Annotated in this window: 20 protein-coding genes and 2 pseudogenes; 15 read left to right on the plus strand and 7 right to left on the minus strand. The window is 73.7% G+C overall.

Translation table 11 applies throughout. The features are described from left to right. The first annotated feature begins 312 nt into the window (after positions 1 to 312). On the plus strand, positions 313 to 510 hold the full coding sequence (locus ACIP67_RS00005) for a hypothetical protein (protein WP_401684952.1): 198 nt from the start codon (positions 313 to 315) through the stop codon (positions 508 to 510). A gap of 138 nt (positions 511 to 648) precedes the next feature. Then, the gene (locus tag ACIP67_RS00010; RefSeq protein ID WP_401684955.1) at positions 649 to 1,686 is read left to right on the plus strand and encodes an NUDIX domain-containing protein; all 1,038 of its coding nucleotides are present in this window, start codon (positions 649 to 651) and stop codon (positions 1,684 to 1,686) included. A gap of 116 nt (positions 1,687 to 1,802) precedes the next feature. Here the strand turns inward: ACIP67_RS00010 and ACIP67_RS00015 are convergent, their stop codons facing one another. After that, on the minus strand, positions 1,803 to 3,158 hold the full coding sequence (locus ACIP67_RS00015; RefSeq protein ID WP_401684957.1) for a dipeptidase: 1,356 nt from the start codon (positions 3,156 to 3,158) through the stop codon (positions 1,803 to 1,805). A gap of 134 nt (positions 3,159 to 3,292) precedes the next feature. On the opposite strand from ACIP67_RS00015, the gene ACIP67_RS00020 reads away from it, so the two are divergent. Continuing rightward, positions 3,293 to 4,531, plus strand: a complete 1,239-nt coding sequence (locus ACIP67_RS00020; RefSeq protein WP_401684960.1) for a geranylgeranyl reductase family protein — start codon at positions 3,293 to 3,295, stop codon at positions 4,529 to 4,531. Between the two features lie 142 nt (positions 4,532 to 4,673). On the opposite strand, the gene ACIP67_RS00025 is transcribed toward ACIP67_RS00020, so the two are convergent. Next, positions 4,674 to 5,135 (minus strand): nitroreductase family deazaflavin-dependent oxidoreductase, encoded by a 462-nt coding sequence (locus ACIP67_RS00025; protein ID WP_401684962.1) that lies wholly within the window; start codon positions 5,133 to 5,135, stop codon positions 4,674 to 4,676. A gap of 155 nt (positions 5,136 to 5,290) precedes the next feature. On the opposite strand from ACIP67_RS00025, the gene ACIP67_RS00030 reads away from it, so the two are divergent. Then, positions 5,291 to 5,992 carry a TetR/AcrR family transcriptional regulator gene (locus ACIP67_RS00030; protein ID WP_401684965.1) on the plus strand — a complete coding sequence of 234 codons (702 nt, stop codon included), beginning with the start codon at positions 5,291 to 5,293 and terminating at the stop codon, positions 5,990 to 5,992. Positions 5,993 to 6,098: 106 nt separating this feature from the next. Here the strand turns inward: ACIP67_RS00030 and ACIP67_RS00035 are convergent, their stop codons facing one another. Both ACIP67_RS00035 and ACIP67_RS00040 read right to left on the minus strand, forming a co-directional pair. Continuing rightward, positions 6,099 to 6,428, minus strand: coding sequence for a DUF6332 family protein (locus ACIP67_RS00035; protein ID WP_401684968.1), 330 nt, complete (start codon positions 6,426 to 6,428; stop codon positions 6,099 to 6,101). A 71-nt stretch (positions 6,429 to 6,499) separates the two neighbouring features. Next, positions 6,500 to 7,990, minus strand: a complete 1,491-nt coding sequence (locus ACIP67_RS00040; protein WP_401684971.1) for an MFS transporter — start codon at positions 7,988 to 7,990, stop codon at positions 6,500 to 6,502. A gap of 85 nt (positions 7,991 to 8,075) precedes the next feature. Between ACIP67_RS00040 and ACIP67_RS00045 the strand changes: the two genes are divergently transcribed. After that, on the plus strand, positions 8,076 to 8,471 hold the full coding sequence (locus ACIP67_RS00045) for a MarR family winged helix-turn-helix transcriptional regulator (protein ID WP_401684974.1): 396 nt from the start codon (positions 8,076 to 8,078) through the stop codon (positions 8,469 to 8,471). Between the two features lie 30 nt (positions 8,472 to 8,501). On the opposite strand, the gene ACIP67_RS00050 is transcribed toward ACIP67_RS00045, so the two are convergent. The 3 genes and pseudogenes from ACIP67_RS00050 to ACIP67_RS00060 form a co-directional block, all read right to left on the minus strand. Continuing rightward, positions 8,502 to 9,254: a maleylpyruvate isomerase family mycothiol-dependent enzyme gene (locus tag ACIP67_RS00050; protein WP_401684977.1), complete on the minus strand. Its 753-nt coding sequence runs from the start codon at positions 9,252 to 9,254 to the stop codon at positions 8,502 to 8,504. Positions 9,255 to 9,315: 61 nt separating this feature from the next. Further along, a pseudogene (locus ACIP67_RS00055) lies at positions 9,316 to 9,909 on the minus strand (MFS transporter); the annotation flags it as partial. A 467-nt stretch (positions 9,910 to 10,376) separates the two neighbouring features. Beyond that, positions 10,377 to 10,947 (minus strand): annotated as a pseudogene (locus ACIP67_RS00060) (MFS transporter); the annotation flags it as partial. A gap of 387 nt (positions 10,948 to 11,334) precedes the next feature. On the opposite strand from ACIP67_RS00060, the gene ACIP67_RS00065 reads away from it, so the two are divergent. The 10 genes from ACIP67_RS00065 to ACIP67_RS00110 all read left to right on the plus strand — a co-directional run bounded on the left by ACIP67_RS00065 (position 11,335) and on the right by ACIP67_RS00110 (position 23,326). Then, entirely contained in the window at positions 11,335 to 13,809 is a 2,475-nt protein-coding gene (locus tag ACIP67_RS00065) for an MFS transporter (protein WP_401684979.1), read from the plus strand. Between the two features lie 256 nt (positions 13,810 to 14,065). Beyond that, entirely contained in the window at positions 14,066 to 14,392 is a 327-nt protein-coding gene (locus tag ACIP67_RS00070; protein ID WP_401684982.1) for a DUF2218 domain-containing protein, read from the plus strand. A 404-nt stretch (positions 14,393 to 14,796) separates the two neighbouring features. Beyond that, on the plus strand, positions 14,797 to 15,537 hold the full coding sequence (locus ACIP67_RS00075; RefSeq protein WP_401684985.1) for a DUF1684 domain-containing protein: 741 nt from the start codon (positions 14,797 to 14,799) through the stop codon (positions 15,535 to 15,537). A gap of 46 nt (positions 15,538 to 15,583) precedes the next feature. Continuing rightward, on the plus strand, positions 15,584 to 17,104 hold the full coding sequence (locus ACIP67_RS00080) for an ABC transporter substrate-binding protein (protein WP_401684988.1): 1,521 nt from the start codon (positions 15,584 to 15,586) through the stop codon (positions 17,102 to 17,104). Further along, positions 17,104 to 18,069: an ABC transporter permease gene (locus ACIP67_RS00085; protein WP_401684991.1), complete on the plus strand. Its 966-nt coding sequence runs from the start codon at positions 17,104 to 17,106 to the stop codon at positions 18,067 to 18,069. Before ACIP67_RS00080 ends, ACIP67_RS00085 begins: the two co-directional genes overlap by 1 nt. Then, on the plus strand, positions 18,066 to 18,941 hold the full coding sequence (locus ACIP67_RS00090; protein WP_401684994.1) for an ABC transporter permease: 876 nt from the start codon (positions 18,066 to 18,068) through the stop codon (positions 18,939 to 18,941). The genes ACIP67_RS00085 and ACIP67_RS00090 overlap by 4 nt, the downstream gene beginning before the upstream one ends. After that, a complete protein-coding gene (locus ACIP67_RS00095; protein WP_401684997.1) occupies positions 18,938 to 19,738 on the plus strand; it encodes an ATP-binding cassette domain-containing protein in 801 nt (266 codons plus the stop codon). Before ACIP67_RS00090 ends, ACIP67_RS00095 begins: the two co-directional genes overlap by 4 nt. Next, the gene (locus tag ACIP67_RS00100; RefSeq protein ID WP_401685000.1) at positions 19,735 to 20,499 is read left to right on the plus strand and encodes an ABC transporter ATP-binding protein; all 765 of its coding nucleotides are present in this window, start codon (positions 19,735 to 19,737) and stop codon (positions 20,497 to 20,499) included. Before ACIP67_RS00095 ends, ACIP67_RS00100 begins: the two co-directional genes overlap by 4 nt. Positions 20,500 to 20,966: 467 nt before the next feature. Further along, positions 20,967 to 21,185, plus strand: a complete 219-nt coding sequence (locus tag ACIP67_RS00105; RefSeq protein ID WP_401685003.1) for an MbtH family protein — start codon at positions 20,967 to 20,969, stop codon at positions 21,183 to 21,185. Positions 21,186 to 21,460: 275 nt separating this feature from the next. After that, complete coding sequence (locus ACIP67_RS00110; RefSeq protein ID WP_401685006.1) at positions 21,461 to 23,326, plus strand: condensation domain-containing protein; 1,866 nt, start codon at positions 21,461 to 21,463, stop codon at positions 23,324 to 23,326. The last annotated feature ends 223 nt before the right edge of the window (positions 23,327 to 23,549 follow it).

Genomic DNA, 23,549 nt, shown 5'->3' on the forward strand with positions numbered 1-23,549 from the left:
GCCGGGGGTGACGGCGGCGGGGTGTGAGAGGCCGGGGGTGACGGCGGCGGGGTGTGAGAGGCCGGGGGTGACGGCGGCGGGGTGTGAGAGGCCGGGGGTGACGGCGGCGGGGTGTGAGAGGCCGGGGGTGACGGCGGCGGGGTGTGAGAGGCCGGGGGTGACGGCGGCGGGGTGTGAGAGGCCGGGGGTGACGGCGGCGGGGTGTGAGAGGCCGGAGGTGAGGGGGGCGGATGGGGTGATGGCGTCGGCGGCCGCGTCCGGCGTGCCCCGGTTGCCGCGTGACCTCGCGCGCCGCGCGCAGTTGATCCCGGTATGAAGAAGCGCAGCATGCTCGCCATCGCCTCCCTCGCCACCGGCTTCGTCGTCGCGGCGATCACCCCCTCGCACGGTCTGGCCGGTCAGGACCTCGACGGGCTGAACGTGGGGGACACCCTCACCACGCTCGACCCGGCCATCGCGAGCGACAGCCTGTCCGGCGTCGACGAGAGCGCCCTGGGCGGGAACGACTGACGGATCCGCACACCGCCGTGGCGCCGGTCCCCGCCCCGGGGGCCGGCGCCACGGTGTTCACGCGACCTCAACGGGAGGTGGTTTCCGTGGCAGGGTGGAGCGGGCAAGCCACAGGGGGCCAACAGAAGAGGGGGAAACGTGATCGTCTGGGTCAACGGTGCGTTCGGCGCGGGGAAGACCACCACCGCACGCGAACTGGTCGACCTGATCCCGAACAGCACGCTCTTCGACCCCGAGGTCATCGGTGCGGCGCTCCCGCAGCTGCTGCCGGCCAAACGCCTCGCCGAGGTCGGCGACTTCCAGGACCTGCCGATCTGGCGCCGGCTCGTGATCGACACGGCGGCCGCGCTGCTGGGCGAACTCGGCGGCACCCTCGTCGTCCCCATGACCCTGCTGCGCCAGGAGTACCGTGACGAGATCTTCGGTGGCCTCGCCGCCCGGCGCATCCCCGTGCGGCATGTGCTCCTCGCCCCGGCGGAAACGATCCTGCGCGAGCGAATAGCCGGGCGGGACATCCCGCCCGACCTCCCCGACGGCGAGATGCGCCTACGGCAGTGGTCCTACGACCACATCGAGCCGTACCGCGCGGCCCTCGCCGCCTGGCTCACCGCGGACGCCCACCCGGTGGACACCAGCGACCTCACCCCGTACGAGACCGCCGTGCGCATCGCGGAAGCCGTCGGCAGCGGCGCGGTGCCCGCCTGCGACATCGTGCAGACCCCCGAACCCACCGGGGAGACACTCGCCGCCGGCGTGCTGCTCTTCGACGACCGGGACCGGGTGCTGCTCGTCGACCCGACGTACAAACCCGGCTGGGAGTTCCCCGGCGGTGTCGTGGAGCCCGGCGAGGCCCCCGCGCGCGGGGGCATGCGCGAGGTCGAGGAGGAGACCGGCGTGCGCCTGGACGACGTACCGCGGCTGCTCGTCGTCGACTGGGAACGGCCGGCACCGCCCGGCTACGGCGGGCTGCGCCTCCTCTTCGACGGCGGCCGGCTCGACCCGGCGGCGGCCGAGGGGCTGCTGCTGCCCGGGCCGGAGCTGCGCGCCTGGCGCTTCGTCACGGAGGACGAGGCGGCCGATCTGCTGCCACCGGTCCGCTACGAGCGGCTGCGCTGGGCGCTGCGGGCGCGCGAGCGGGGCACGGCGCTGTACCTGGAGGCGGGGGTCCCGGTCTGACGGGTCAGCCGGCGGGGACGGCCCGCCGCAGCGCCTCCGCCGGGTACGGGGTCGACGGGTGGACGGCCCCTGTCCGGCGGGTGAGCGCCGCCCGCCGGACAGGGGCCGGTGGCGGCTCAGCTCGCCGCGTAGGTGCGCAGGAACAGGGCCTCCGCCACCGACAGGCGCTCCAGTTCCTCGGGGGACACGCTCTCGTTGACCGCGTGGATCTGGGCCTCCGGCTCGCTCAGGCCGATGAGCAGGATCTCCGCCTTCGGGTACAGGGCGGCGAGGGTGTTGCACAGCGGGATGGAGCCGCCCTGGCCGGCGTACTGCATCTCCCGGCCCGGGTAGGCCACCGCCATCGCCTCGGCCATCGCCGCGTACGCCGGGCTCGCCGTGTCGGCGCTGAACGGCTGGCCCTGCCCGACCTGCTCGGTCCGCACCCGCGCGCCCCACGGGGTGTGCGCCTCCAGGTGGGCCCGGAGCAGCGCGGTCGCCTCGGCCGCGTCCCTGCCCGGCGGCACCCGCAGGCTGATCAGCGCGCGGGCGCTCGCCTGCACGGACGGGGTGGCGCCGACGACCGGCGGGCAGTCGATGCCGAGGACGGTGACCGCCGGGCGGGCCCAGATGCGGTCGGCGACCGTACCGGAGCCGATGAGGCCGACGCCGTCGAGGACCTTGGCGTCCCGGCGGAACTGCTCCTCGTCGTACTCCAGGCCCTCCCAGGCGGGGCCCTCGGTCAGTCCGTCGACGGTCGTCGAACCGTCCTCGGCGCGCAGCGAGTCCAGGACGCGGATCAGCGCGCCGAGCGCGTCGGGCGCGGCGCCGCCGAACTGTCCGGAGTGCAGGTTGCCCGCCAGCGTGTCGATCTGCACCCGCACCAGGGTCATGCCGCGCAGGGTGGTGGTGACGGTGGGCAGGCCGACGCGGAAGTTGCCGGCGTCGCCGATGACGATGGTGTCGGCCGTCAGCAGCTCGGGGTGCTGCTCGGCGTAGCGCTCCAGACCGCCCGTGCCCTGCTCCTCCGAGCCCTCGACGATCACCTTCACGTTCACCGGGACGCCGCCGTTCGCCTTCAGGGCGCGCAGGGCGAGCAGGTGCATGATGAAGCCGCCCTTGCAGTCGGCGGTGCCGCGCCCGTACCAGCGGCCGTCGCGCTCGGTCAGCTCGAACGGCGGGGTGACCCAGCCGGCCTCGTCCAACGGGGGCTGCACGTCGTAGTGGGCGTAGAGCAGGACCGTCCGGGCGCCCTCGGGTCCGGGCAGGAAGCCGTACACGGACTGCGTCCCGTCCGGCGTGTCGAGCAGGGCCACGTCCTGGAAGCCCTCGGCGCGCAGCACGCCGGTCATCCAGTTCGCCGCGGCCTCGCTCTCGCTCCGGGGGAACTGGTCGAAGTCCGCCACCGACCGGAAGGACACCAGCTCGGTGAGCTCCGCCTTCGCCCGGGGCATGAGCGAGGCGACGGTCTCGGCGACCGGATTCGACGACATGGGCACGCTCCTTGTGGGTGCGACGTTGTACCGATGAGTGCCGTCGATCCTCCCACAGCGGGCCGTGGCGATCTCGGTCGTAGGATGCGGGGGACAGGTGCGGCAGGCGGCGTGATCGGGAGCAGTAGACCATCGTGAGCAGCGAGAACTCTTCGGCGGACGACGAGCGGCGGGTGTGGGACGTCGTCGTGGTGGGCGCGGGACCCGCGGGGGCTTCGGCCGCCTACGCGGCGGCGGTCACGGGACGGCGCGTGCTGTTGCTGGAGAAGGCGCAACTGCCCCGCTACAAGACGTGCGGCGGCGGCATCATCGGTCCCTCCCGCGACGCCCTGCCACCCGGCTTCGAACTGCCCTTCCAGGACCGGGTGCACGCGGTGACCTTCTCCCACAACGGGCGTTTCAGCCGCACGCGCCGCTCCCGGCACATGCTGTTCGGGCTGATCAACCGGCCGGAGTTCGACCAGCAGCTCGTCGAGCACGCGCAGAAGGCGGGCGCCGAGCTGCGCACGGGCGTCACCGTGCAGCGCGTCGAGCAGCACGGCTCGGCGGTGCCGGACCGGCGGTCGGTCGCGGTCGTCCTCCAGGGCGGCGAGACGATCCTGGCGCGCGCGGTCGTCGGCGCCGACGGCAGCGCCAGCCGCATAGGGGCGCACGTCGGGGTGAAGCTCGACCAGGTGGACCTCGGCCTGGAGGCGGAGATCCCGGTGCCGGAGACGGTCGCCGAGGACTGGAAGGGGCGGGTGCTCATCGACTGGGGCCCGATGCCCGGCAGTTACGGCTGGGTGTTCCCCAAGGGCGACACGCTGACGGTGGGGGTGATCTCGGCGCGCGGCGAGGGCGCCGCCACCAAGCGGTACCTGGAGGACTTCGTCGGGCGGCTCGGCCTGGCCGGCTTCGAGCCGAGCATCTCCTCCGGCCATCTGACCCGCTGCCGGGCCGACGACTCCCCGCTCTCGCGCGGGCGGGTCCTGGTGTGCGGGGACGCGGCCGGCCTGCTCGAACCGTGGACCCGGGAGGGCATCTCCTTCGCGCTGCGCTCGGGCCGGCTCGCCGGGGAGTGGGCGGTCCGCATCGCGGAGGCGCACGACGCGGTGGACACCCGCCGCCAGGCCCTGAACTACGCGTTCGCGATCAAGGCGGGCCTGGGCGTGGAGATGAGCGTGGGCAAACGCATGCTGGCGCTCTTCGAACGGCGCCCGGGTATCTTCCACGCGGTCCTCACCGGCTTCCGTCCGGCCTGGCGGGCGTTCACGGACATCACCCGCGGCCGGACCACGCTCGGCGAGCTCGTCCGGACGCATCCGCTCGCCCAGCGCGCGCTGAACGCGATGGACCGGCGCCAGACGGGCGAGGACGCCGGATCCGCCTCCTGAGCGGACGGACGGCGCGGCTCAACGTCGCTCCGGATCACCGTCGGCCCGGCCCACCGTCAGCTCCGCTCACCGTCGGTGCGGATCGCCTTCGGTGGGGACCGCCGTCGGTGGGGACCGCCGCGGTACGTGCCGTCGGTCCGGATCACCGTCGGTTCGTGACGGTGATCCGGAACACCGGGTGGTCCGGGGCGACGCGGCGCAGGTCGGCGTCGGCGGAGTCCGGGCCGACGCCCTTGAAGAAGACCCCGACCTCGGCCTTCCAGCGCTTGAGGTAGGCCCGCAGCAGCGGCACCTTCTCGTCGTCGCCGACCTCGACGGCGGTGAACTCCTCCACCGTCCGGCCCAGGTGCAGTTCGCCGCCGCCGGCCGCGCGCATGTTGTGCGTCCACTGGACGTGCCCGCGCGGGGCGACGAGGTACCGCTGCCCGTCCACGGTCAGCAGGTTCACCGGCGTGGTCCGCCACTCCCCGCTCTTGCGGCCGCGCACGGCCAGCACCCGAGAGCCCCACACGCTCAGGCCACGGCGGGTCAGCCATGCCACGGCGCGGTTGAGGACGTTCACGGTGAGCCAGCCGGGCTTCTGGACGTGCGTGGTGGTGGACATGTCTGTGGCCTCCTCGGACGAAGTGTGAGCACTGCTCTCGCTCGTTCATGGGAAGTCTGCACCGGATCGGTGATCCATGGCAAGAGCAGTGCTCTTCTTTGTGCTCAGCGCTCTCCTTTGTGGGCACTGCTCCGCTTCCATGGGACACTGGCCCCATGAACAGCAGCGCACGCGGGGTCCGCGCCCGCGCCCGGATCGAAGTCACTGCCGCGATCAAGGAGGAGGCGCGCAGGCAGCTGGCGGCGGAGGGCGCCGCCAAGCTCTCCCTGCGGGCCGTCGCCCGCGAGCTGGGCATGGTCTCCTCCGCGCTGTACCGCTATTTCCCGAGCCGCGACGACCTCCTCACCGCTCTGATCATCGACGCCTACGACTCCCTGGGGGAGAGCGCGGAGACCGCCCACGCCGCCGTCATGGACGACGGGCCGGTCCGGCGCTGGGTCGTCGTCTGCGAGGGAGTGCGGGCGTGGGCGCTGGCCCATCCGCACGAGTACGCGCTCATCTACGGCTCACCGGTGCCCGGTTACAGCGCGCCGCGGACGACGGTCCCTCACGCCGCCCGCGTCGGCACCCTCCTCCTCGGCATCGCACGCGACGCCCGGGGCGGCCGGACGCGGCCCGTCGAGCCGGAGCTCCCCGCCGACCTGCGCGCCGAGGCCGCGCGGATGGCGTCCGACCTCGCGCCCGACCTGCCGCCGGAGGTGGTCGTGGCGCTGGTCGCGGCCTGGGCGCAGCTGTACGGGCTGGTCGGCTTCGAGCTGTTCGGGCAGTTCCACCGGGTGGCGGAGGACCGCGAGCCGTTCTTCCGGCACGCGGTGACGCGGCTCGCCCACGGGGTGGGGCTGGCGGAGAACGGGTGACGGGTTCGGTGGCCGGAGGGCGATGTCGTGCCGCCGGGCGGGTACGGCCGGCCGTGGCCGGTGGTGGCGGTCCGGCCGTGGCCGGTGGTGGCGGTCCGGCCGTGGCCTAGGCGTCGGGGTCGGTGCGGCCGGGAGGGGTCCCGTCGGTCCCGTCGGTCCCGTCGGTCCGGTCGGTCCGGTCGGTCCGGTCGTCGGCGGAACGGAAGCGGGTCAGGACGCTCACCACCCGGACCGTGAAGAGCACGGGCGCGAGCACGCCCCCCGTGCGCAGGAGCAGTGTCTCGACGCCGTCCGGGAGCCGGAACAGCAGCGCCGGGCCGGCCACCGCTCCGAAGAGGACGGCCGCCGCGAAGGCGGCGCTGGCCAGCGCGTACCCGATCTCGACGGTGATGGCATCGCGTTCGGCCTGTGTGCGCCGTCCCCCGTGACCGCTCATACGGCGAGTGTCGCGGACGTGCGCCCGGCGGGACAACCACCCCCGCCGGGCGCACGTTGGGAGGCGCCTCCCTACCTGCGCACCGGGACCGGTTCCGCGTGTGCCTCCTCCACCGTGGACCCGGCGACCACGACCGACCGCTGCGCGCGGCGCGTGCGCAGGCCGGTGAGGCTGATCAGCAGCCCGAGGGCGGCGACCGCGGTGACCACCGCCAGGCCGGGCCGGTAGCTGTCCAGGACCGCCTGCGGGGTGGGGTCGGCCGGGGCGCCCGCGGTCACCACCGCCGTCACCACGGCGAGGAACAGTGCGCCGCCCACCTGCACCGACGTGTTCAGCAGGCCGGAGACCATGCCCTGCTCGTGGTCCTCCACCCCGTTGGTGGCCTGGATGTTGAGCGAGGGGAAGACCAGCGCGCAGGCCGCGCCGATCAGCAGCATGCTGGGCAGGATCGCCGCGGCGTACACCGGGTCCAGGTCGACGCGCAGGAACAGCGCGTACCCGACGGTCATCAGGGCGAAGCCCGCCACGAGCAGCCGCGGGGTGCCGTACCGGTCGACGACGGAGCCGACCCTGGTCGAGGAGAGCGCCACCAGCGCGCCCGCCGGCAGGAAGGCCAGTGCCGTGTGCAGCGCGGACCAGCCCAGCAGCGTCTGCATGTAGAGCGTCGCCAGGAACTGGAAGCCGACGTACGAGCCGAAGAAGGCCATTGCGCCGAGCTGGGCGCGGATCTGGCTGCCGGAGCGCAGGACGCCGAGCCGGACCAGCGGCCCGGCCGAGCGCCGCTCGACGAGGACGAAGACGGCCAGCAGGACGGCCACGGCGAGGAAGGACAGCAGGGTGCGGGCGGAGGCCCAGCCCGCCTCGGGCGCCTGGACGACGGTGAAGACCAGCAGCAGCATCGACGCGGTGCCGAGGACGGCGCCCGGGACGTCGTAGCCGCTGTGCCGCTCTTCGCGTTCGCTGCGCGGCAGCAGCCTCAGGCCCGCCAGCAGGGCGATGAGCGCGATCGGCGCGGGCAGCAGCATCGTGAGGCGCCAACTGGCCTCCGTGAGCAGACCGGAGAGGACGAGGCCCATGGAGAAGCCGGTGGCGGCGCAGGTGGTGTAGAGGGAGAGCGCGCGGTTGCGCAGCGGGCCCTCCGGGAACGTCGTGGTGATGATCGACAGGCCGGCCGGGGCTGTGAAGGCCGCGCTCAGGCCCTTGATGAACCGGCTGGCGATCAGCAGCGGTCCCGAGTCGACGAGCCCGCCGAGCAGGGAGGCGAGCGCGAAGACGCCCAGGGCGACCAGGAAGACCTGGCGGCGGCCGAGCAGATCGGCGGTGCGGCCGCCGAGGAGGAGGAGACCGCCGTAGCCCAGGATGTAGCCGCTGACGATCCATTGCAGGGTCGAGGTGGACAGGCCGAGGTCGGAGCCGATGGACGGCAGGGCGACGCCGACCATCGACACGTCCAGCGCGTCCAGGAACATCGCCGCGCAGAGCACCAGCAGGGTGCCCCACAGCCGCGGGGTCCAGCGGACCTCCGGCGGAAGTGACGCGGGGGAGGGGAGCGGAGAGGTCATGCGGCGACACTACATGCACATGCATGGAATGCAAGTGCATTTAATGTTGGTGCAATGAAATCGGTTCTCTGCTACGGTGCGGGCCATGGCGGCGGAGAAAGCCGGACAGGCGGCGCTCGTGGAGCGGTGGCGGGGCATCCTGGCGATGCACGCGCGGACCCAGTGCGCACTCGACCGCGCGCTGCACCGGCACGGCCTGTGCGGCAGCGACTTCGAGGTGCTCGACGTGCTCGCCGGGAAGACGGCCCCGGACGGCTCGTGCGGTTTCCGCGTCCAGGAGATCTCCGAGCGGGTGCATCTGAGCCAGAGCGCGCTCTCGCGGCTGATCGCCCGGCTGGAGAAGGAGGGCCTCGTCGAGCGCGCCATGTGTCCCGAGGACCGCAGGGGTGTCCGGGTGGCGCTCACGGGAAAGGGGCGCGCGCTGCACGGTGAGGTACTGCCCGCGCAGCGCGCGGTGCTGACCGAGATGCTGGCGCAGTGACGGCACCGGCCGGCCGGTCCCGTCGGCCGGTCACCTCATGACGATGGCGGACGTCTCGCGCCACAGCTCCGCGAGCGTGGCGTCGCCCGTGACGGCGGGGAACGGCAACCGGTTCCACAACGCCAGGTAGAGCTGCGCCGCGGTTCCCGACACCTCGCAGTCGGCGTCGCCCCCACCGCCCCGCACGGCCGCGGGCGGCTCCGACGACAGGCGTACGGTCCACACGGCGTCGTCCGCGTCGGTCGCCCGCACCCGCAGGACGCGGGGCGTCCCGGTGCGGACCCGGCTCTTGGGGCGCGCGTGGAAGGCGCGCAGCAGTTCGTCGACGCCGTCCGCCGCGAAGGCGTGGTCGAAGAAAGCGGCGCTCTCCCCGGGCGCCGTGCCGCGCGCGGACTCCGCGTCCACCCGGTGCACGGCCGTCTCGTGCGCCTGCCGCCGGGCCCAGAAGGCGAGCGGCGAGGGCGCGGGCAGGAAGGCCCAGCACTCCACGTCGGGCGGGGCGGTGGTGAGGGTGTCGACGAGCCGGCGGTGCCCCTCCTCGAACCAGGTGAGCAGGTCGGCGCCGTCGAGGTCCGGCGGGTCCTCCACCGGGTGCGGGACGGTGAGCCGCTGGGCGACGTGCGACGTCGCCCAGCGGTGCACGACGCCCGTGTGCCGCAGCAGATCCCGGACCTGCCAGTCCGGGCAGGTCGGCACCTTCGCGTCCGGGCCCGCCGCGGCCGCGGCGGCGGCGAGCCTCGAGCCCTCCCGGTCGAGGACGCTGATGAACTCGGCAGTCTCCATGCGGGGAAGTGTGCCGGATGGAGTGCGCTCCAGGCACTCCCGCGCGGTGCTCCCGATCGGCTCAACTCGCCGTCGCGCGGCGGAAGAAGACGCCGATCAGGGCCGCGACCGCCGCCAGCGCGGCCACGCTGGTCAGGGCGACGGGCAGGGAGAACCAGTCCGCCATGAAGCCGATCGCGGGCGGTCCGAGGAGCATCCCGCCGTACCCGAGGGTGGAGGCGACGGCGACGCCGGTGGGTCCGGCGAGGGCGCCCGCGCGTTCCACGGCCACGGGGAAGAGGTTGGCCAGTCCGAGCCCGGTGACGGCGAACCCGAGCAGGGCCGGCCAGGCCGTGGAGGTGAGGGAGGCGACCAGCATGCCGGCCGCCGCGGTCGTGCCGCCCGCCACGACCGTGCGCGTCCGGCCCAGGCGCTGCAGAAGCGTCGTGCCGGTGAGCCGGCCGATGGTCATGGCGAGCGCGAAGCAGGAGTAGCCCGCGGCCGCGAGCCCCGGGGAGGCCGCCAGGTCCTGCTGGAAGTGCAGGGCGCCCCAGTCGGCGAGGGCGCCTTCGCCGTAGGCCGTGCACAGGGCGATGAGGCCGAAGACGACGACGAGGCGGCGGTCGCGGGGCGCGAGGCGGTGCGGCGGCCCGGCGGGGCGCGCGCGGGGCGCGGGCTCCTCCCGGACGGGCGGCGCGGTGCCGGCGGGAGCCGGGCGCGTGCGGTCGCCGGAGGGCCGCCGCCCGGTGTGCGTCTCGCCCACGACGGTCCCGGTGTGCGTCTCGCCCGCGGCGGTTCCGGTGTGCGTCTCGCCCGCGGCGGTTCCGGTGTGTGTCCCGTCCGCGGCGGTCCCGGTGTGCGTCTTGTCCGCGACGGTCCCGGTGTGCGTCTTGTCCGCGACGGTCCCGGCGTGCGTTCCGCCCACGGCGGTTCCGGTGTGTGTCCCGTCCGCGGCGGTCCCGGTGTGCGTCTCGCCCGCGGCGGTCCCGGTGTGCGTTCCGCCCGCGGCGGTTCCGGTGTGTGTCCCGTCCGCGGCGGTTCCGGTGCGTGTGTCCTCCACGGCTGTCCTGCCGTGGGCCCCGTCCATGGTGGTCCCGGGGCGGGGGGCGTCCCCGGCCGTTCCGCCGGTGTCCCGGGCGGACGCCGGCGGAGGCGGTGTCTCGCGCAGCAGCGTCGGCCCGGCGAGCGCGGTCACCAGCAGGCCGATGAGGCACAGGCCCACCAGATGGCGCGTGGGGGAGAGGGTGCCCGCGACGAGCCCGCCCAGACCGGCGCCGATCATCCCGCCGAGGCTGAAGGCCGCGTGGAACGTGGGCATGATCGGTCGGCCGAGGGCCGCGACCAGATCGACGGCGGCGCTGTTGAAGGCGACGTTGATACCGCCGTAGGCGGCCCCGAAGACAAGGAGGACGGCCGCCAGCGCGGTCGCGGAGCGGGTCAGCGGGGGCAGGGTGACGCTGAGCGAGAGCAGGACCGCGCAGACCACGGTGACCTGGTGGTTGCCGTAGCGCCGGCAGAGCCGTCCCGTGAGCATCATCGTGACGACCGCTCCGGCCGAGACGCCGAGCAGGGCGAGCCCGAGCGCGCCGGTGGAGGCGTTCGTCTGTTCCTTGACGGCCGGGATGCGGACGACCCAGCCGGCGAAGACGAATCCGTCGAGAGCGAAGAAAACGGTCAGGGCGATCCGGATCCGGCGGAGCGCGTCGCCCGGCACGGCGTTGTGCGGACGGGTTTTGTTTATGAGCGGCACAAAGTCAGGCTAGGTGAGCGGCGCGCCCGGAACAAGGCAGGTTTCGGGCGGTGGGAACGTTCCCGTCCCCCTCGGGGCCTGGCCTCCGCTCTCCTCGGGGTCCGGCCTCCGCTCTCCTCGGGTCCCGATTCCCGCCTCTTCCCGGGCCCCCTTCCCGGGCCCCCTTCCCGGGCCCTCTCCCTGGGCCCTCCGCTCGGGTTTCGGACTCCCTCCTCGGACCACCGCTCGCCCCCGCGGGTGCGCAGATTCTTCACACTCCGCTCACCGAAAACTCTACTTGCTTAAGTCAATCAAAGGGACCTAGAGTCTGGGCCGTCGTGCACACTGCATCTCCCCCCGGAGGCCCGGCCCATGACCCCTGCCCACCCCAGCCCCGAGCCGACGGCGGGGGTCCCCGCCCCGCGGGCCGGTCTCGTCGTGGCGGTGCTGGCCTTCGGCGGGATCGTGGTCTCGCTGATGCAGACCCTGGTGATCCCGATCGTTCCCGAACTGCCGCGGCTGCTGGACGCCTCGGCCTCGGACGCGGCGTGGGCGGTCACCGCCACGCTGCTCGCGGCTGCGGTCGCCACCCCCGTCATGGGCCGCCTCGGCGACATGTACGGCAAGCGCCGCATGCTGCTGGTCAGCCTCGTGCTGCTCGTCGCCGGGTCGGTCACCGCCGCGCTCAGCGACACGCTGGCCCCTCTGCTCGTCGGCCGGGCGTTGCAGGGACTGGCCTCCGGCGTCATCCCCCTCGGCATCAGCATCATGCGCGACGAACTGCCCGCCGAGCGGCTCGGTTCGGCCACCGCGCTGATGAGCGCCTCCCTCGGGGTCGGTGGCGCCCTGGGGCTGCCCGCCGCCGCGCTGATGGCCGACCACTTCGACTGGCACGCGCTGTTCTGGACCTCGGCCGGGCTCGGCGTCCTCGCCGTGCTGATCGTGCCGCTGGCCGTGCCCGAATCGGCGGTGCGCACCGGCGGGCGGTTCGACCTGGTGGGGGCCGTCGGTCTCGCGGCGGGGCTGGTCTGTCTGCTGCTGGCGGTCTCCAAGGGTGCCGACTGGGGGTGGGCCGACGGCACCACGCTCGGGCTGTTCGCCGCCGCGGTCGTCGTCCTGCTGCTGTGGGGCGCCTTCGAACGGCGCGTCGCGCAGCCGCTGGTGGACCTGCGCACCACCGCGCGCCGCCAGGTGCTGGTGACCGACCTCGCCTCGACGGCGTTCGGATTCTCCATGTTCGCCATGTCCCTGGTCCTTCCGCAGCTCCTGCAGTTGCCTGAGGCGACGGGCTACGGTCTGGGCCGGTCGCTGCTGGACACGGGCCTGGTCATGGCACCCGCAGGCCTGGTGATGATGGCCGTGGCGCCGGTCTCCGCCGCGCTCTCCAGGGCGCGGGGGCCGAAGGCGACCCTGATGCTCGGTGCGATGGTGGTCGCCGTCGGCTACGGCCTCGGCATCGTGCTGATGGACGCCGTGTGGCAGCTCGTCCTGGTGTCCTGCGTGATCGGCGCCGGCATCGGCTTCGCCTACGGCGCGATGCCCGCGCTCATCATGGGCGCCGTGGACCCCGCCGAGACGGCCGCCGCCAACAGCCTCAACACCCTGATGCGGTCCATCGGCACCTCCACCGCCGGTGCCGTCGCCGGCGTCGTCCTCGCCCGGATGACCACGACGTTCGGCACCACGGCCCTGCCCTCGGAGAACGGGTTCAGGGTCGTCATGGCCGTCGGATCGGGCTCCGCCGTGCTCGCCCTGCTGGTCGCCGCCTTCATCCCCCGGCAGCGGACGGCCGCCGCCGAGGAGCAGGGGGGCGGGGACGGTCCCGCGCTCGCTGCCACCGCAGGGCAGCGCCCCGAGGGCCCTGTACCGGCCACCGCCGGGCAGCGCCCTGTACCGGTCATCGGTGAGCAGCGCCCCGAGAGTCCTGTACCGGCCGCCGCCGAGCAGCACCCCGGCCGCCCCGTACCGGTCGTCGCCGGGGCATCGGAGCGGGCCGTGGGCGCGGCTGTCGCCGTTCCGCTGGCCCGTGCCGTCGCCGACCTGGTCGCCGCCGTGCCGGGCCTGGCCGACGGCGGCCCCGCGACGGGCGGGTACCGGGTGCGCGGCCGGGTGCGGGGCGCGGAGGGCGCTCCGGTGGGCGGCGCCTCCGTCACCCTGATCTCCCTGGGCGGACGCCAGCTGAGCCGATCGGCCGCCGCGCCCGACGGCTCCTATGCGGTGGAGGCGCCGGGGGAGGGGACGTACGTGCTGATCGCCTCCGCCGACGGCCACCAGCCGCAGGCCACCACCGTCGTGGTCGGCGCCGCGCCGGTGACGTACGACGTGCTCCTCGTGGGCGGCAGCGGGCTCGCCGGCGTGGTGCGGTCGGCGGACGGCGGGAAGCCCGTCCCGGGAGCCGTCGTGGTCGTCACGGACGTGCGGGGCGACGTGCTGGCGACCGTGCGCGGCGACGGCGCCGGCGCGTTCTCCGTCGCCGATCTGGTACCGGGGCCGGTGACGCTCGCGGTCAGCTCCCCCGGACACCGTCCGTCGGCGATGTCCGTCGAGGTCGCCGCCACGGGGATCACCCGGGTCGACGTCGAGCTGCGGCCCGGGGCGCAGGTGCGGGGCACCGTGCGGGGAGCGGGCGCGCCGCTCGCTGACGCGCGGGTCACGCTGGTGGACGCCGCCGGGAACGTCGTCGCCACCACCACGACCGGGAGCGACGGCAGGTACGCCTTCTCCGACCTGGACGGCGGGCAGTACACGGTCACGGCCACCGGCTACCCTCCGCGCGCGCAGGGCGTGCGCCTCCTGGGCGGGGACGTCGACGGCCACGACATCGAACTCGCCCACGCCGCCGACTGAGTTCTCCGGACGGAGATCCCGATCCCCGATCCCCGTTCCCCGACGTGCGATCCCCGATCCCCGACCTGCGATCCCCGATCCCCGTTCTCCGGACCGGGGGTCCCTCCGCGGCGTTCACGCACCGCGGAGGGAATCCATACGTTGCGGCGTGGGAGGTGTACGCGGGGCCGCCGCGTCTGGCAGTACTGCAAGGAGCCGGAAGCCCGGGGTCCGCCCCTCCGGCGCACCCGTCCGCCCGCTCTCCAAGGAGTCGCCCATGCCCCGCTCGGAAGCCCGCGTCCGCACCGACCGCCCCCACCGCTACGGCAAACAGCTCGCCGCCCACCTGGGCCGTCGCGCCGAGTCGAGCTGGGACGAGGAGAAGGGGGTGGGAAGCATCACGTTCCCGCAGGGCACCGGCACCCTCACCGCGACCGAGGACGCTCTGCTGCTCACCCTGGACACCGAGGCCGAGCACCTCGACCGGCTGGAGGACGTGATGGGCCGTCACCTGGTCCGCTTCGGCACCCGTGACGAACTGGTCGTCGAGTGGCACCGCGACACGGGGGAGCCGGGCAGCACCCAGCGCGGCGAACCCGCCTGACAACAGCGGCCGGGCCCGCCCGAGTTCGGCGGCCGGGCCCGCCCGAGTTCGGCGGCCGGGCCCGCACCGGAAGGCGGCCCGGCCCGCCCGGGTCACGGCGGTCGAGCACGCCCTGGGAACGACGGCCGGGCCCGCCCGAGCACGGCGGCCGAGCACGTCCATCGCACAGGGGCCGCCACGACCGCCGAACGGCCGCCGCGACCGATGAACGCCCCCGCCCGTCCCACGGCGGGGGCGTTCCTGCTTCGCTCGTCAAGACATGCGTCTCAGCATGTGAAACCAGCCTTTGACATTAGCCGATCTTATGGCTGATAAAGGGGATGCTTTGGCCATCTATTAGCGTTCTGTAGCCGATCAGCCGATCAGCCGATCAGCCGATCAGCCGATGGCCCCCTTCTAGCCGAATGAGTTCCGCCGTGCCCGAGCCCGCCACCGCTCCCTCTCCCACCGATGCCGCGGAGCGATGGAACGCCTGGTGTGCCGGGCGCCGCACGGCGCTCACCGCCCCCACGGGCAATCTCGCCCTCGTGGAGACCCGCTGGCTCCCGGCGGGCGAACTCCCGGACGTGGACGCGGCCCGCGCCGGTCTGCCCGACACCGTGACCGTCACCACGGTGAGCCGCACCGACCTGGTCACCGGCGCACCCGAGCACGGGCTGCGCTTCTGGGACGCCGCCGCGCCCGCCGTCGAGGGCTTCGAGCGTGTGGACGTCTTCCCCTACGACCCCTCGTGGGTCCTCGAGGCCTCCTACACCCCGGTCCCGGGCGCCCGCCGCGTCGACTTCGAGCACATCCGGGACAACGGCGGCACCCGCGACCTCGTCGTGCCCGGAGACATCTCGCTCACCGTCGACGGCCACGACTACACCCTCAGCGCCTTCGACGACGACGGCACCCTCCTCCTCGTCTTCGGCGACCCCACCAACGGCGACAGCACCTACGGCGCCGGCCGTTTCCTCTTCGTCGAGCGCACGGAGGACGACCACCGCGTGGTCCTCGACTTCAACCGGGCCTTCGTACCGCCCTGCGGGTTCTCCGATCAGTACAACTGTCCGATGCCGCCGCGGCAGAACCGCCTCCACCTGGCCGTCGAGGCCGGCGAGAAGCGCCCCGTCTTCCGCGACGGCTTCCCCGCACAGCACTGATCGCTCCCTTCCCCGTCCCGCAGCACGCACGAAAGCACCGCACGCCATGAGCATCCAGAAGTCGTCCCTGTACGCGATCACCACCGCGGCCGCCCTCTCCCTCACCCTCACCGCCTGCGGCGGCGGCTCCACCGGGGGCAGCGCCTCCGGCGGCACCTGGGACAAGGACGCCACCGTCAACATCGGCTCCCTCTACGAGCCGCAGAACCTCGACAACACCGCGGGCGGCGGCCAGGGCGTCACCGAGGCGCTCAACGGCAACGTCTACGAAGGCCTGTTCCAGCTCAGCGACGACGGCGACGTGAACAAGCTCCTCGCCCAGGACTACCAGGTGAGCGCCGACGGCCTCACCTACACCTTCACCCTCCGCTCCGGCGTGAAGTTCCACAGCGGCAAGGAACTCACCAGCGCCGACGTCAAGTACAGCCTGGAGAAGGTCCTCGCGGACGACTCGCAGTCGGCCCGCAAGAGCAACCTCGAGGTCGTCAAGGACATCGCCACCCCCGACGCGAAGACCGTCAAGGTCACGCTGTCGCAGAAGTCGATCTCCTTCGTCTACAACCTCTCCTACGTCTGGATCATCAACTCCGAGGCGAAGGACCTGAAGACCGGCGAGGACGGCACCGGCCCCTACACCCTCGCCAAGTGGACCCGCGGCTCCGCGCTGAGCCTGAACCGCTTCGCCGGCTACTGGGGCGACACCGCCGCCAACAAGCAGGTCGTCTTCCACTACTACAAGGACGCCACGGCGCTGAACAACGCGCTGCTGACCAACGCCGTCGACGTGGTCACCGGCGAGCAGTCGCCCGACGCCCTGGAGCAGTTCAAGAGCAACCAGAACTACAAGGTCAACGACGGCGACTCCACCACCAAGCTGCTGCTCGCCTTCAACGACAAGGCCAAGCCCTTCACCGACGTCAAGGTGCGCCAGGCCGTCTCCGCCGCCATCGACGACAAGAAGCTCCTGGAGTCGGTCTGGGGCGGCTACGGCAAGCTCATCGGCTCGATGGTGCCGCCCACCGACCCCTGGTACGAGGACCTCACCGACGTCAACGCCCACGACGTCGCCCAGGCCAAGAAGCTGCTCGCCGAGGCCGGTTACGCCAAGGGCTTCAGCTTCACCCTCGACACCCCCAACTACGACCCCCACCCCACCGCCGCGACGTTCATCAAGTCCGAACTCGCCAAGGTCGGCATCACCGTCAAGATCAACACGATCACGCCCGACGAGTGGTACACCAAGGTCTACAAGAACCACGACTTCACGGCCACGCTCCAGGAACACGTCAACGACCGCGACCTCGTCTGGTACGGCAACCCCGACTTCTACTGGGGCTACGACGACGCGCAGGTCACCCAGTGGGTCGAGCAGGCCGAGGCGGCTTCCACCGCCGCCGAGCAGACCGAGCTGCTGAAGAAGGTCAACCGCAAGACCGCCGAGGACGCCGCCAGCGACTGGCTCTACCTCTACCCGCAGATCGTCGTCGCCAGCAGCAAGCTCTCCGGCTACCCGCTCAACGGCCTGAACTCCCAGTTCTACGCCTACGACATCAAGAAGACGGGCTGATGGGCCGCTACCTGCTGCGCCGGCTCGCCTTCCTGCTGGTGTCGCTGGCCCTGGCGAGCGTGGTGCTGTTCGTCCTCCTGCGCATGCTGCCCGGCGACCCGGCCAACGCCCTCACCGCGGTCGGGGCCACCGACGAGCAGATCGCCGCCGCCCGCCACGCCATCGGCTCCGACCGCCCGCTGCCCGAGCAGTTCACCCACTGGCTCGGGCAGCTGGCGAGCGGCGACCTCGGCACGTCCTTCGTCAGCTCGCTGCCCGTCGGCCCCGAGGTCACCGCCCGGCTGAACGTCACCGTGCCGCTCACCCTGGCCGCCTTCGTGCTCGCGGTCCTGGTCGCCGTACCGGCCGGGTTCGTCGCCGCGCACAAACGGCGCACCTGGTACGGCGCCCTGCTCAGCGGCGTGTCCCAGCTGGGCATCGCCGTACCCGTGTTCTGGCTCGGCATGATCCTCATCGCCGTGTTCGCGCTGAACGCCGAATGGCTGCCCTCCGGGGGATTCCCCCAGGACGGCTGGTCCGCCCCGGCCGACGCGATCCGCTCGCTCGTCCTGCCGGTCGTCACCATCGCCCTGGTGATGAGCGCCTCCCTGATCCGCTACGTCCGCTCCGCCACCCTCGACGTGCTCGGCAGCGACTACCTGCGCACGGCCCGCGCCCTCGGCGAGGGCTTCGGCACGGCCATGTGGCGCCACGGCCTGCGCAACGCCTCCGTACCGGTCATCTCCATCCTCGGCATCGAACTCGCCTCCACCCTCCTCGGCGCCGTCGTCGTCGAGTCCGTGTACGCGCTGCCCGGACTCGGCTCCCTGCTCGCCACCGGCATCGCCCAGCACGACTACCCGGTGATCCAGGGCGTCCTCTTCGTCTCCACCCTCGCGGTGCTGCTCATCGGCTTCCTCGCCGACCTCGTCCAGCGGATCGTCGACCCGCGGCTGCGCGGCCGCCTCTCGGGAGGTGCCAGGTGACGGCCCCCACGGACATCCCCGCCCGCCCGGCCGAACGGCGGACGGGGTCCCGCACCCGCCGCGGCTCCGCCACGCTGACCGTGGGCTGCGTCCTCACCGGCCTGGTCGCGCTGCTCGCCCTGGTGTCGTTCCTCTGGCTGCCCTACGCCCCCGACGACACCACCGGCGGGCGGCTGGCCGGCCCCGGCGACGGACACCTGCTCGGCACCGACAAGCTGGGGCGCGACCTGTTCACCCAGCTGATGACCGGTGCGCGCATCGCCTTCGGGGCGGGCCTCGGCTCCGTCGCCGTCGCCGCCCTCATCGGCGTCACGCTGGGCGTGCTCGCCGCCTTCGCCCAGGGCTGGCTCGACGACACGCTCTCGGCCTTCCTCGACATCCTCATCGCCTTCCCGACCCTGCTGCTGGCGATGCTCGTCGTCGCCGCCCGTTCGGCCACCCTCGGATCGGCGGTCCTGGCCATCGGCCTGGCGCAGAGCGCGGTCGTGGCCCGCCTCGTCCGCATCCTGGCCAAGCGGGTCCTCACCCAGGACTACATCACCGCGGCCCGCACCTCCGGCACCTCCTGGCCGCGCACCGTCGCCGGCCACGTCCTGCCGAACATCTGGCCCACCCTCGTGGTCAACCTGGCCCTCCAGTTCGGCCTCGCCGTCCTCGCCGAGGCCGGACTGTCCTACCTCGGCCTCGGCGCGCCGCCGCCCAACGCCTCCTGGGGACGCCTGCTCCAGGAGGCCCAGGCCACGTTCACCATCGCGCCGGCCGGCGCCCTCGCCCCCGGCATCCTGCTCGTGCTCCTCGTCGTGGGCGTCAACCTGATCGCCGACGGCCTGCGCGACACCCTCGACCCGGCGAGCCGCGGGAGGCGGACATGACCCTCCTCGACGTGGACGGGCTGTCGGTGCGCACCGCCGGCGGACGGCCCCTCGTCACCGACCTGTCCTTCACCCTCTCGGGCGGCGAACGCCTCGGGCTGATCGGCGAGTCGGGTTCCGGCAAGTCCCTCACCACGCTCGCGGTGCTCGGACTGCTGCCGGAGGGCATGACGGCCACCGGCAGCGTCGTCCTCGCCGGCACCCAGATCGTCGGCGCCCCGGACAGACGCCTGGCAGCCGTCCGGGGCCGTGACGCGGCGGTCGTGTTCCAGGAACCGCTGACCGCCCTCGACCCCCTGATGCGCGTGGGCCGCCAGATCGCCGGCCCCCTGGCCCGGCGCACGGGTCTGAAGGGGAAGAAACTGCGGACCGCCGTGTTCGACGCGCTCGAACGGGTCCGGCTGCCCGAACCCGAACGCATCGCCCGCGCCTTCCCGCACGAGATCTCCGGCGGCCAGCGCCAGCGCGTCGCCCTCGCCGCCGCCCTGGCCTGCGAGCCCGCGCTGCTCATCGCCGACGAACCGACCACCGCCCTCGACGTGTCCGTGCAGGCGGAGATGCTCGACCTGCTCGACACCCTCGTGCGGGAACGCGACATGGCGGTGCTGTTCGTCAGCCACGACCTCGCCGTCGTCGCGAAGGTGACCGACCGGGTGCTCGTGATGAAGGACGGCCGGGCCGTCGAGGAGGGCACGGTGCGGGAGATCGTGGGCGACCCCCGCGAGGAGTACACCAGGAACCTGGTCGCCAGCGCCCGCACGCTGGAGTCCGCACTGCACCTGAGGAGCGCGAAGTGACCCCCGTGCTGGAACTCGCCGACGTGGCGGTGCGCTACCGGGGTGCCCGCGCCGACGTGGTCCGGGACGTGTCCCTCGCGGTGCGGCCCGGCGAGAGCCTCGCCCTCGTCGGTGAGTCCGGCGCCGGCAAGACCACGCTGCTGCGTCTCCTCCTCGGCCTCGCCCGACCCACCGCCGGCACGGTCCGCTTCGACGGCGCGCCCCTGGCCCTGCGCGACCGGCAGCAGATGCGGCGCTTCCGGCGCAGCGTCCAGTGCGTCTTCCAGGACCCCTACTCCTCCCTCGACCCGCGCCGCCGGGTGGGCGCGATCGTCGCCGAGCCGCTGCGCTCGCTGGGCCTGGACTCCCGCGCGAGCGCCGCGCCGAAGGTGGCCGCGGCGCTCGAAGGCGTCGGGCTGCCCGCCGACGCCGCCGAACGCTATCCGCACGAGTTCTCCGGCGGCCAGCGCCAGCGCATCGCCATCGCCCGCGCCACGGTGTGCGACCCGCGCGTCCTGCTCGCCGACGAGCCCGTCAGCGCGCTCGACGTCACCACCCGCGTGAAGGTGGTCGACCTGCTGGCCGAGCTGAAGCGGGAGCGGGGCCTGACCCTGGTGATGGTCTCCCACGACCTGTCCGTCGTGGCCTCCCTGTGCGAGCGCACCGCCGTGCTGGAGCGCGGCCTGATCGTCGAACAGGGCGACACGTCACAGGTGCTGGGCGACCCGGCCCACCCGTACACCCGGCGCCTGATCGACAGCGTCCCCCGCCTCCCCGCCTGACGCGCCACCGGCGCCGGGCGCGGGCCGCGTGCTCCGCCCCGCATGCCTCGATCCCCGTGCCTCGGCCCCCGACACACACCCGTGGTCCCCGCTCGGGGACGTAGCAGCCGCCGACGCGGCCGGGAGTGTCCGTGCCGGACGCGGAGGGCATCGGCCTGCTCGATCTGGGGCGGGGCGCGGCCGACGCCTCTTCCCGCGCGCGCCGGGTCCGGCGCGCGCGGCCACCGGGTGATCGACGTGCCCTGCCGGTGACCGGCTTCGCCGACGGAGTTCTTCCGGAGCACGTGTCCTTCCCCCCGGACCGACGGTGCATTAGGTTAGCCTCACCTAAGCGTTGGGGGTTCGGTGCGGCGCACCGGGCTCCGTGCACAGATCCACCGCGCCACCGTGACAGAGCCGGTGCCCGGAGCGCCGGACGAGTACTCCGGATCCTTCACCCTCACCCGTCAGGAGAGGAACCAACAGTCATGGCCAACCCGTTCGACGCCGACGACGGCGTCTTCCTCGTACTGGTCAACGACGAGGGCCAGTACTCCCTGTGGCCGGAGTTCGTGCCCGTCCCGGCCGGCTGGGCCGGCGTTCACGGCCCCGACAGCCGGGCCGCCTGCCTGGAGCACATCGAGCGGAACTGGACGGACATGCGCCCGCGCAGTCTGGTCGAGGCCATGCGCGGAGCCGGGGACTGAGGGTGGCCCGCCCGGTCGTGGAGGGCAGCCTCCGCCACCCGCGGGCCGCCTACCGCCCCCGGCGCTCCGGCCGCCCCGTCCAGCCCCGTGCGGGCTCGTCCGGCACACGCGGGACACCGTCGGCGGCCTACCACCGCCCGACCTCCCCCTGGCCGACCTGACCCACGAGGACATCGACGACTTCGAGAGCGACGTCGAGAACGACGTCGAGAGCGGCTCCAGTACTTCCAGGACTTCCCCGACGACGACGTGTGAGTGAGGGAGCGGAGGAACCGGTGACGCAACACCCCCCGACCGCGGACGACCTGCTCCGTGCGGTCATCGACACGTTCGACCCCGCGCGGCGACCGGGCGAGGACGACAGCCTCATCTCCTGGGGCCTGGACCCGGTCACCCTGATGAGGATCGCCGGCGGCTGGCGCCGGCAGGGCGTCGAGGTCGGCTTCGCCGAACTCGCCGAGGAACCGACGCTCAGCGCCTGGCGGACCCTGCTGGCCTCCCGCAGCCAGGCCACCCCCACCCCCACGCCCACCCCCACCCCCACACCAGGCCTCGGGCCGCAGGCCGCAGCCCGCCCCACCCCGGCGCCCGCCCCCGACGCGCCGTTCCCGCTGGCCGTGATGCAACATGCGTACCGGATCGGACGCGGCGAGGACACCGTCTGCGGATCCGTCGCGGCCCACCTCTACGTCGAGTTCGACGGCACCGCCGTGGACCCCGGGCGCCTCGACGCGGCCGTAAGGGCCCTCGCGGCCCGCCACGGCATGCTCCGCGCCCGGTTCACCGACGACGGCCGCCAGGAGATCCTGCCCGCGCTCACCCGCCCCGCCACGACCGTGCACGACCTGCGCGGCCTCGACGAGAAGGCGGTCGCGACCCGCCTGGAGGAGCTGCGGCAGGCGTCCTCGCACGCCCGGCTGGACGTCGAGGGCGGCGAGGTCTTCTCCGTGCGGCTCTCGCTGCTGCCGGAGGGACGCGCCCGGCTCCACGTCGACGTCGACAGGCTCGCCGCGGACGCGCTCAGCCACCGGATCCTCCTCGCCGACCTCGCCGCGCTGTACGAGGCCCCCGGCGCCGCCCTGCCGCCCATCGGCACCAGCTACCCGGCCTACCTCGCCGAGCGCGCGGACGTACGGCGGCTCAGCCGCGAGCAGGCGCGCGCCTGGTGGCGACGGCGGGTGCCCGAGCTGCCCAGCGCCCCCGACCTGCCCCTGGTCGCCGAGTCGGAGCGGGCCGACCCGACCCGGATGACACGGCGTCACCACCGGTTGTCGCCGGGGGAGAAGCGCCGGCTGACCGCCCGCGCCCACCAGCACGGGCTGACGCCCGCCATGGCGCTGGCGACCGCCTTCTCGGAGGTGCTCGCCGCCTCGAGCGGTGAGCCCCGCTTCCTGCTCCAGGTGCCGGTGTCCGACCGGCGCGGCTCGCACCCGGACGTCGGCCTGCTCGTCGGCGACTTCACCAGCTCGGTGCTGCTGGACGTCGACCTCGGCGCTCCCGAGCCCTTCGCGGAGCACGCCCGGCGCCTCCAGGACCGGATGCACACCGACGCCGCGCATGCCGACTACTCCGGCGTGGAGGTCCTGCGCGACCTCTCCCGCGAGCGCGGCCAACAGGTTCTCGCCCCGGTCGTGTTCACCAGCGCGCTCAACCTCGGCGAACTCCTCGCCCCCCGGGTGCGGCGGACCTTCGGCGAACCGGTGTGGATCATCTCCCAGAGCCCGCAGGTCCTGCTGGACGCCCAGGTCACCGAGGTCGACGGGGGGCTGCTGGTGCACTGGGACGTCCGTGAGGACGCGTTCCCCGCCGGGCTGGTCGACGCGATGTTCGCCGCCTTCCACGGGCTCGTCACCCGCCTCGGCACCGAGGACGAGGTCTGGGACCGGCCGGGGCCCGCCCTGCTTTCCGCCGACCGGCGTGAGGTCCGTTCCGCCGTCGACGCCACCGCCGGCCCGCGCGGCCACCGCCTGCTCCACGACGCCTTCTTCGCCCGGGCGGCCGTCCGGCCGGAGGCGTCGGCGCTGCTGTGCGGGGCGGACGGAGTGCTGACCCGCGGCGAGCCGGCCGACCGCGCGCCGCGCTGTAGTGTGCCGCCGCCCTCGTGGCCCGCGGCACCCGACCCGGGGACACCGTCGCCGTGAGCCTCCCCGCCGGGCCCGACCGGCTCACCGCCGTCCTCGGGTGTCACCTCCGGCTCCACCGGCGAGCCCCAGGGCGTCGACGTCTGCCCTACGGGGAGCGGCACGGACAGGAGGACGAGGACGGGGAAGGCGAGGCGTGGAGGAGGGGCCGCGGGGCGGACCGTACACCCCGCGGCCCTCCGGTTCGGACGGGCCGCGCCGGTCGCCGGTCGCCGGGTCGCCG

This window comes from Streptomyces sp. NPDC088812 (genome assembly GCF_044750285.1).
Taxonomy (GTDB): domain Bacteria; phylum Actinomycetota; class Actinomycetes; order Streptomycetales; family Streptomycetaceae; genus Streptomyces.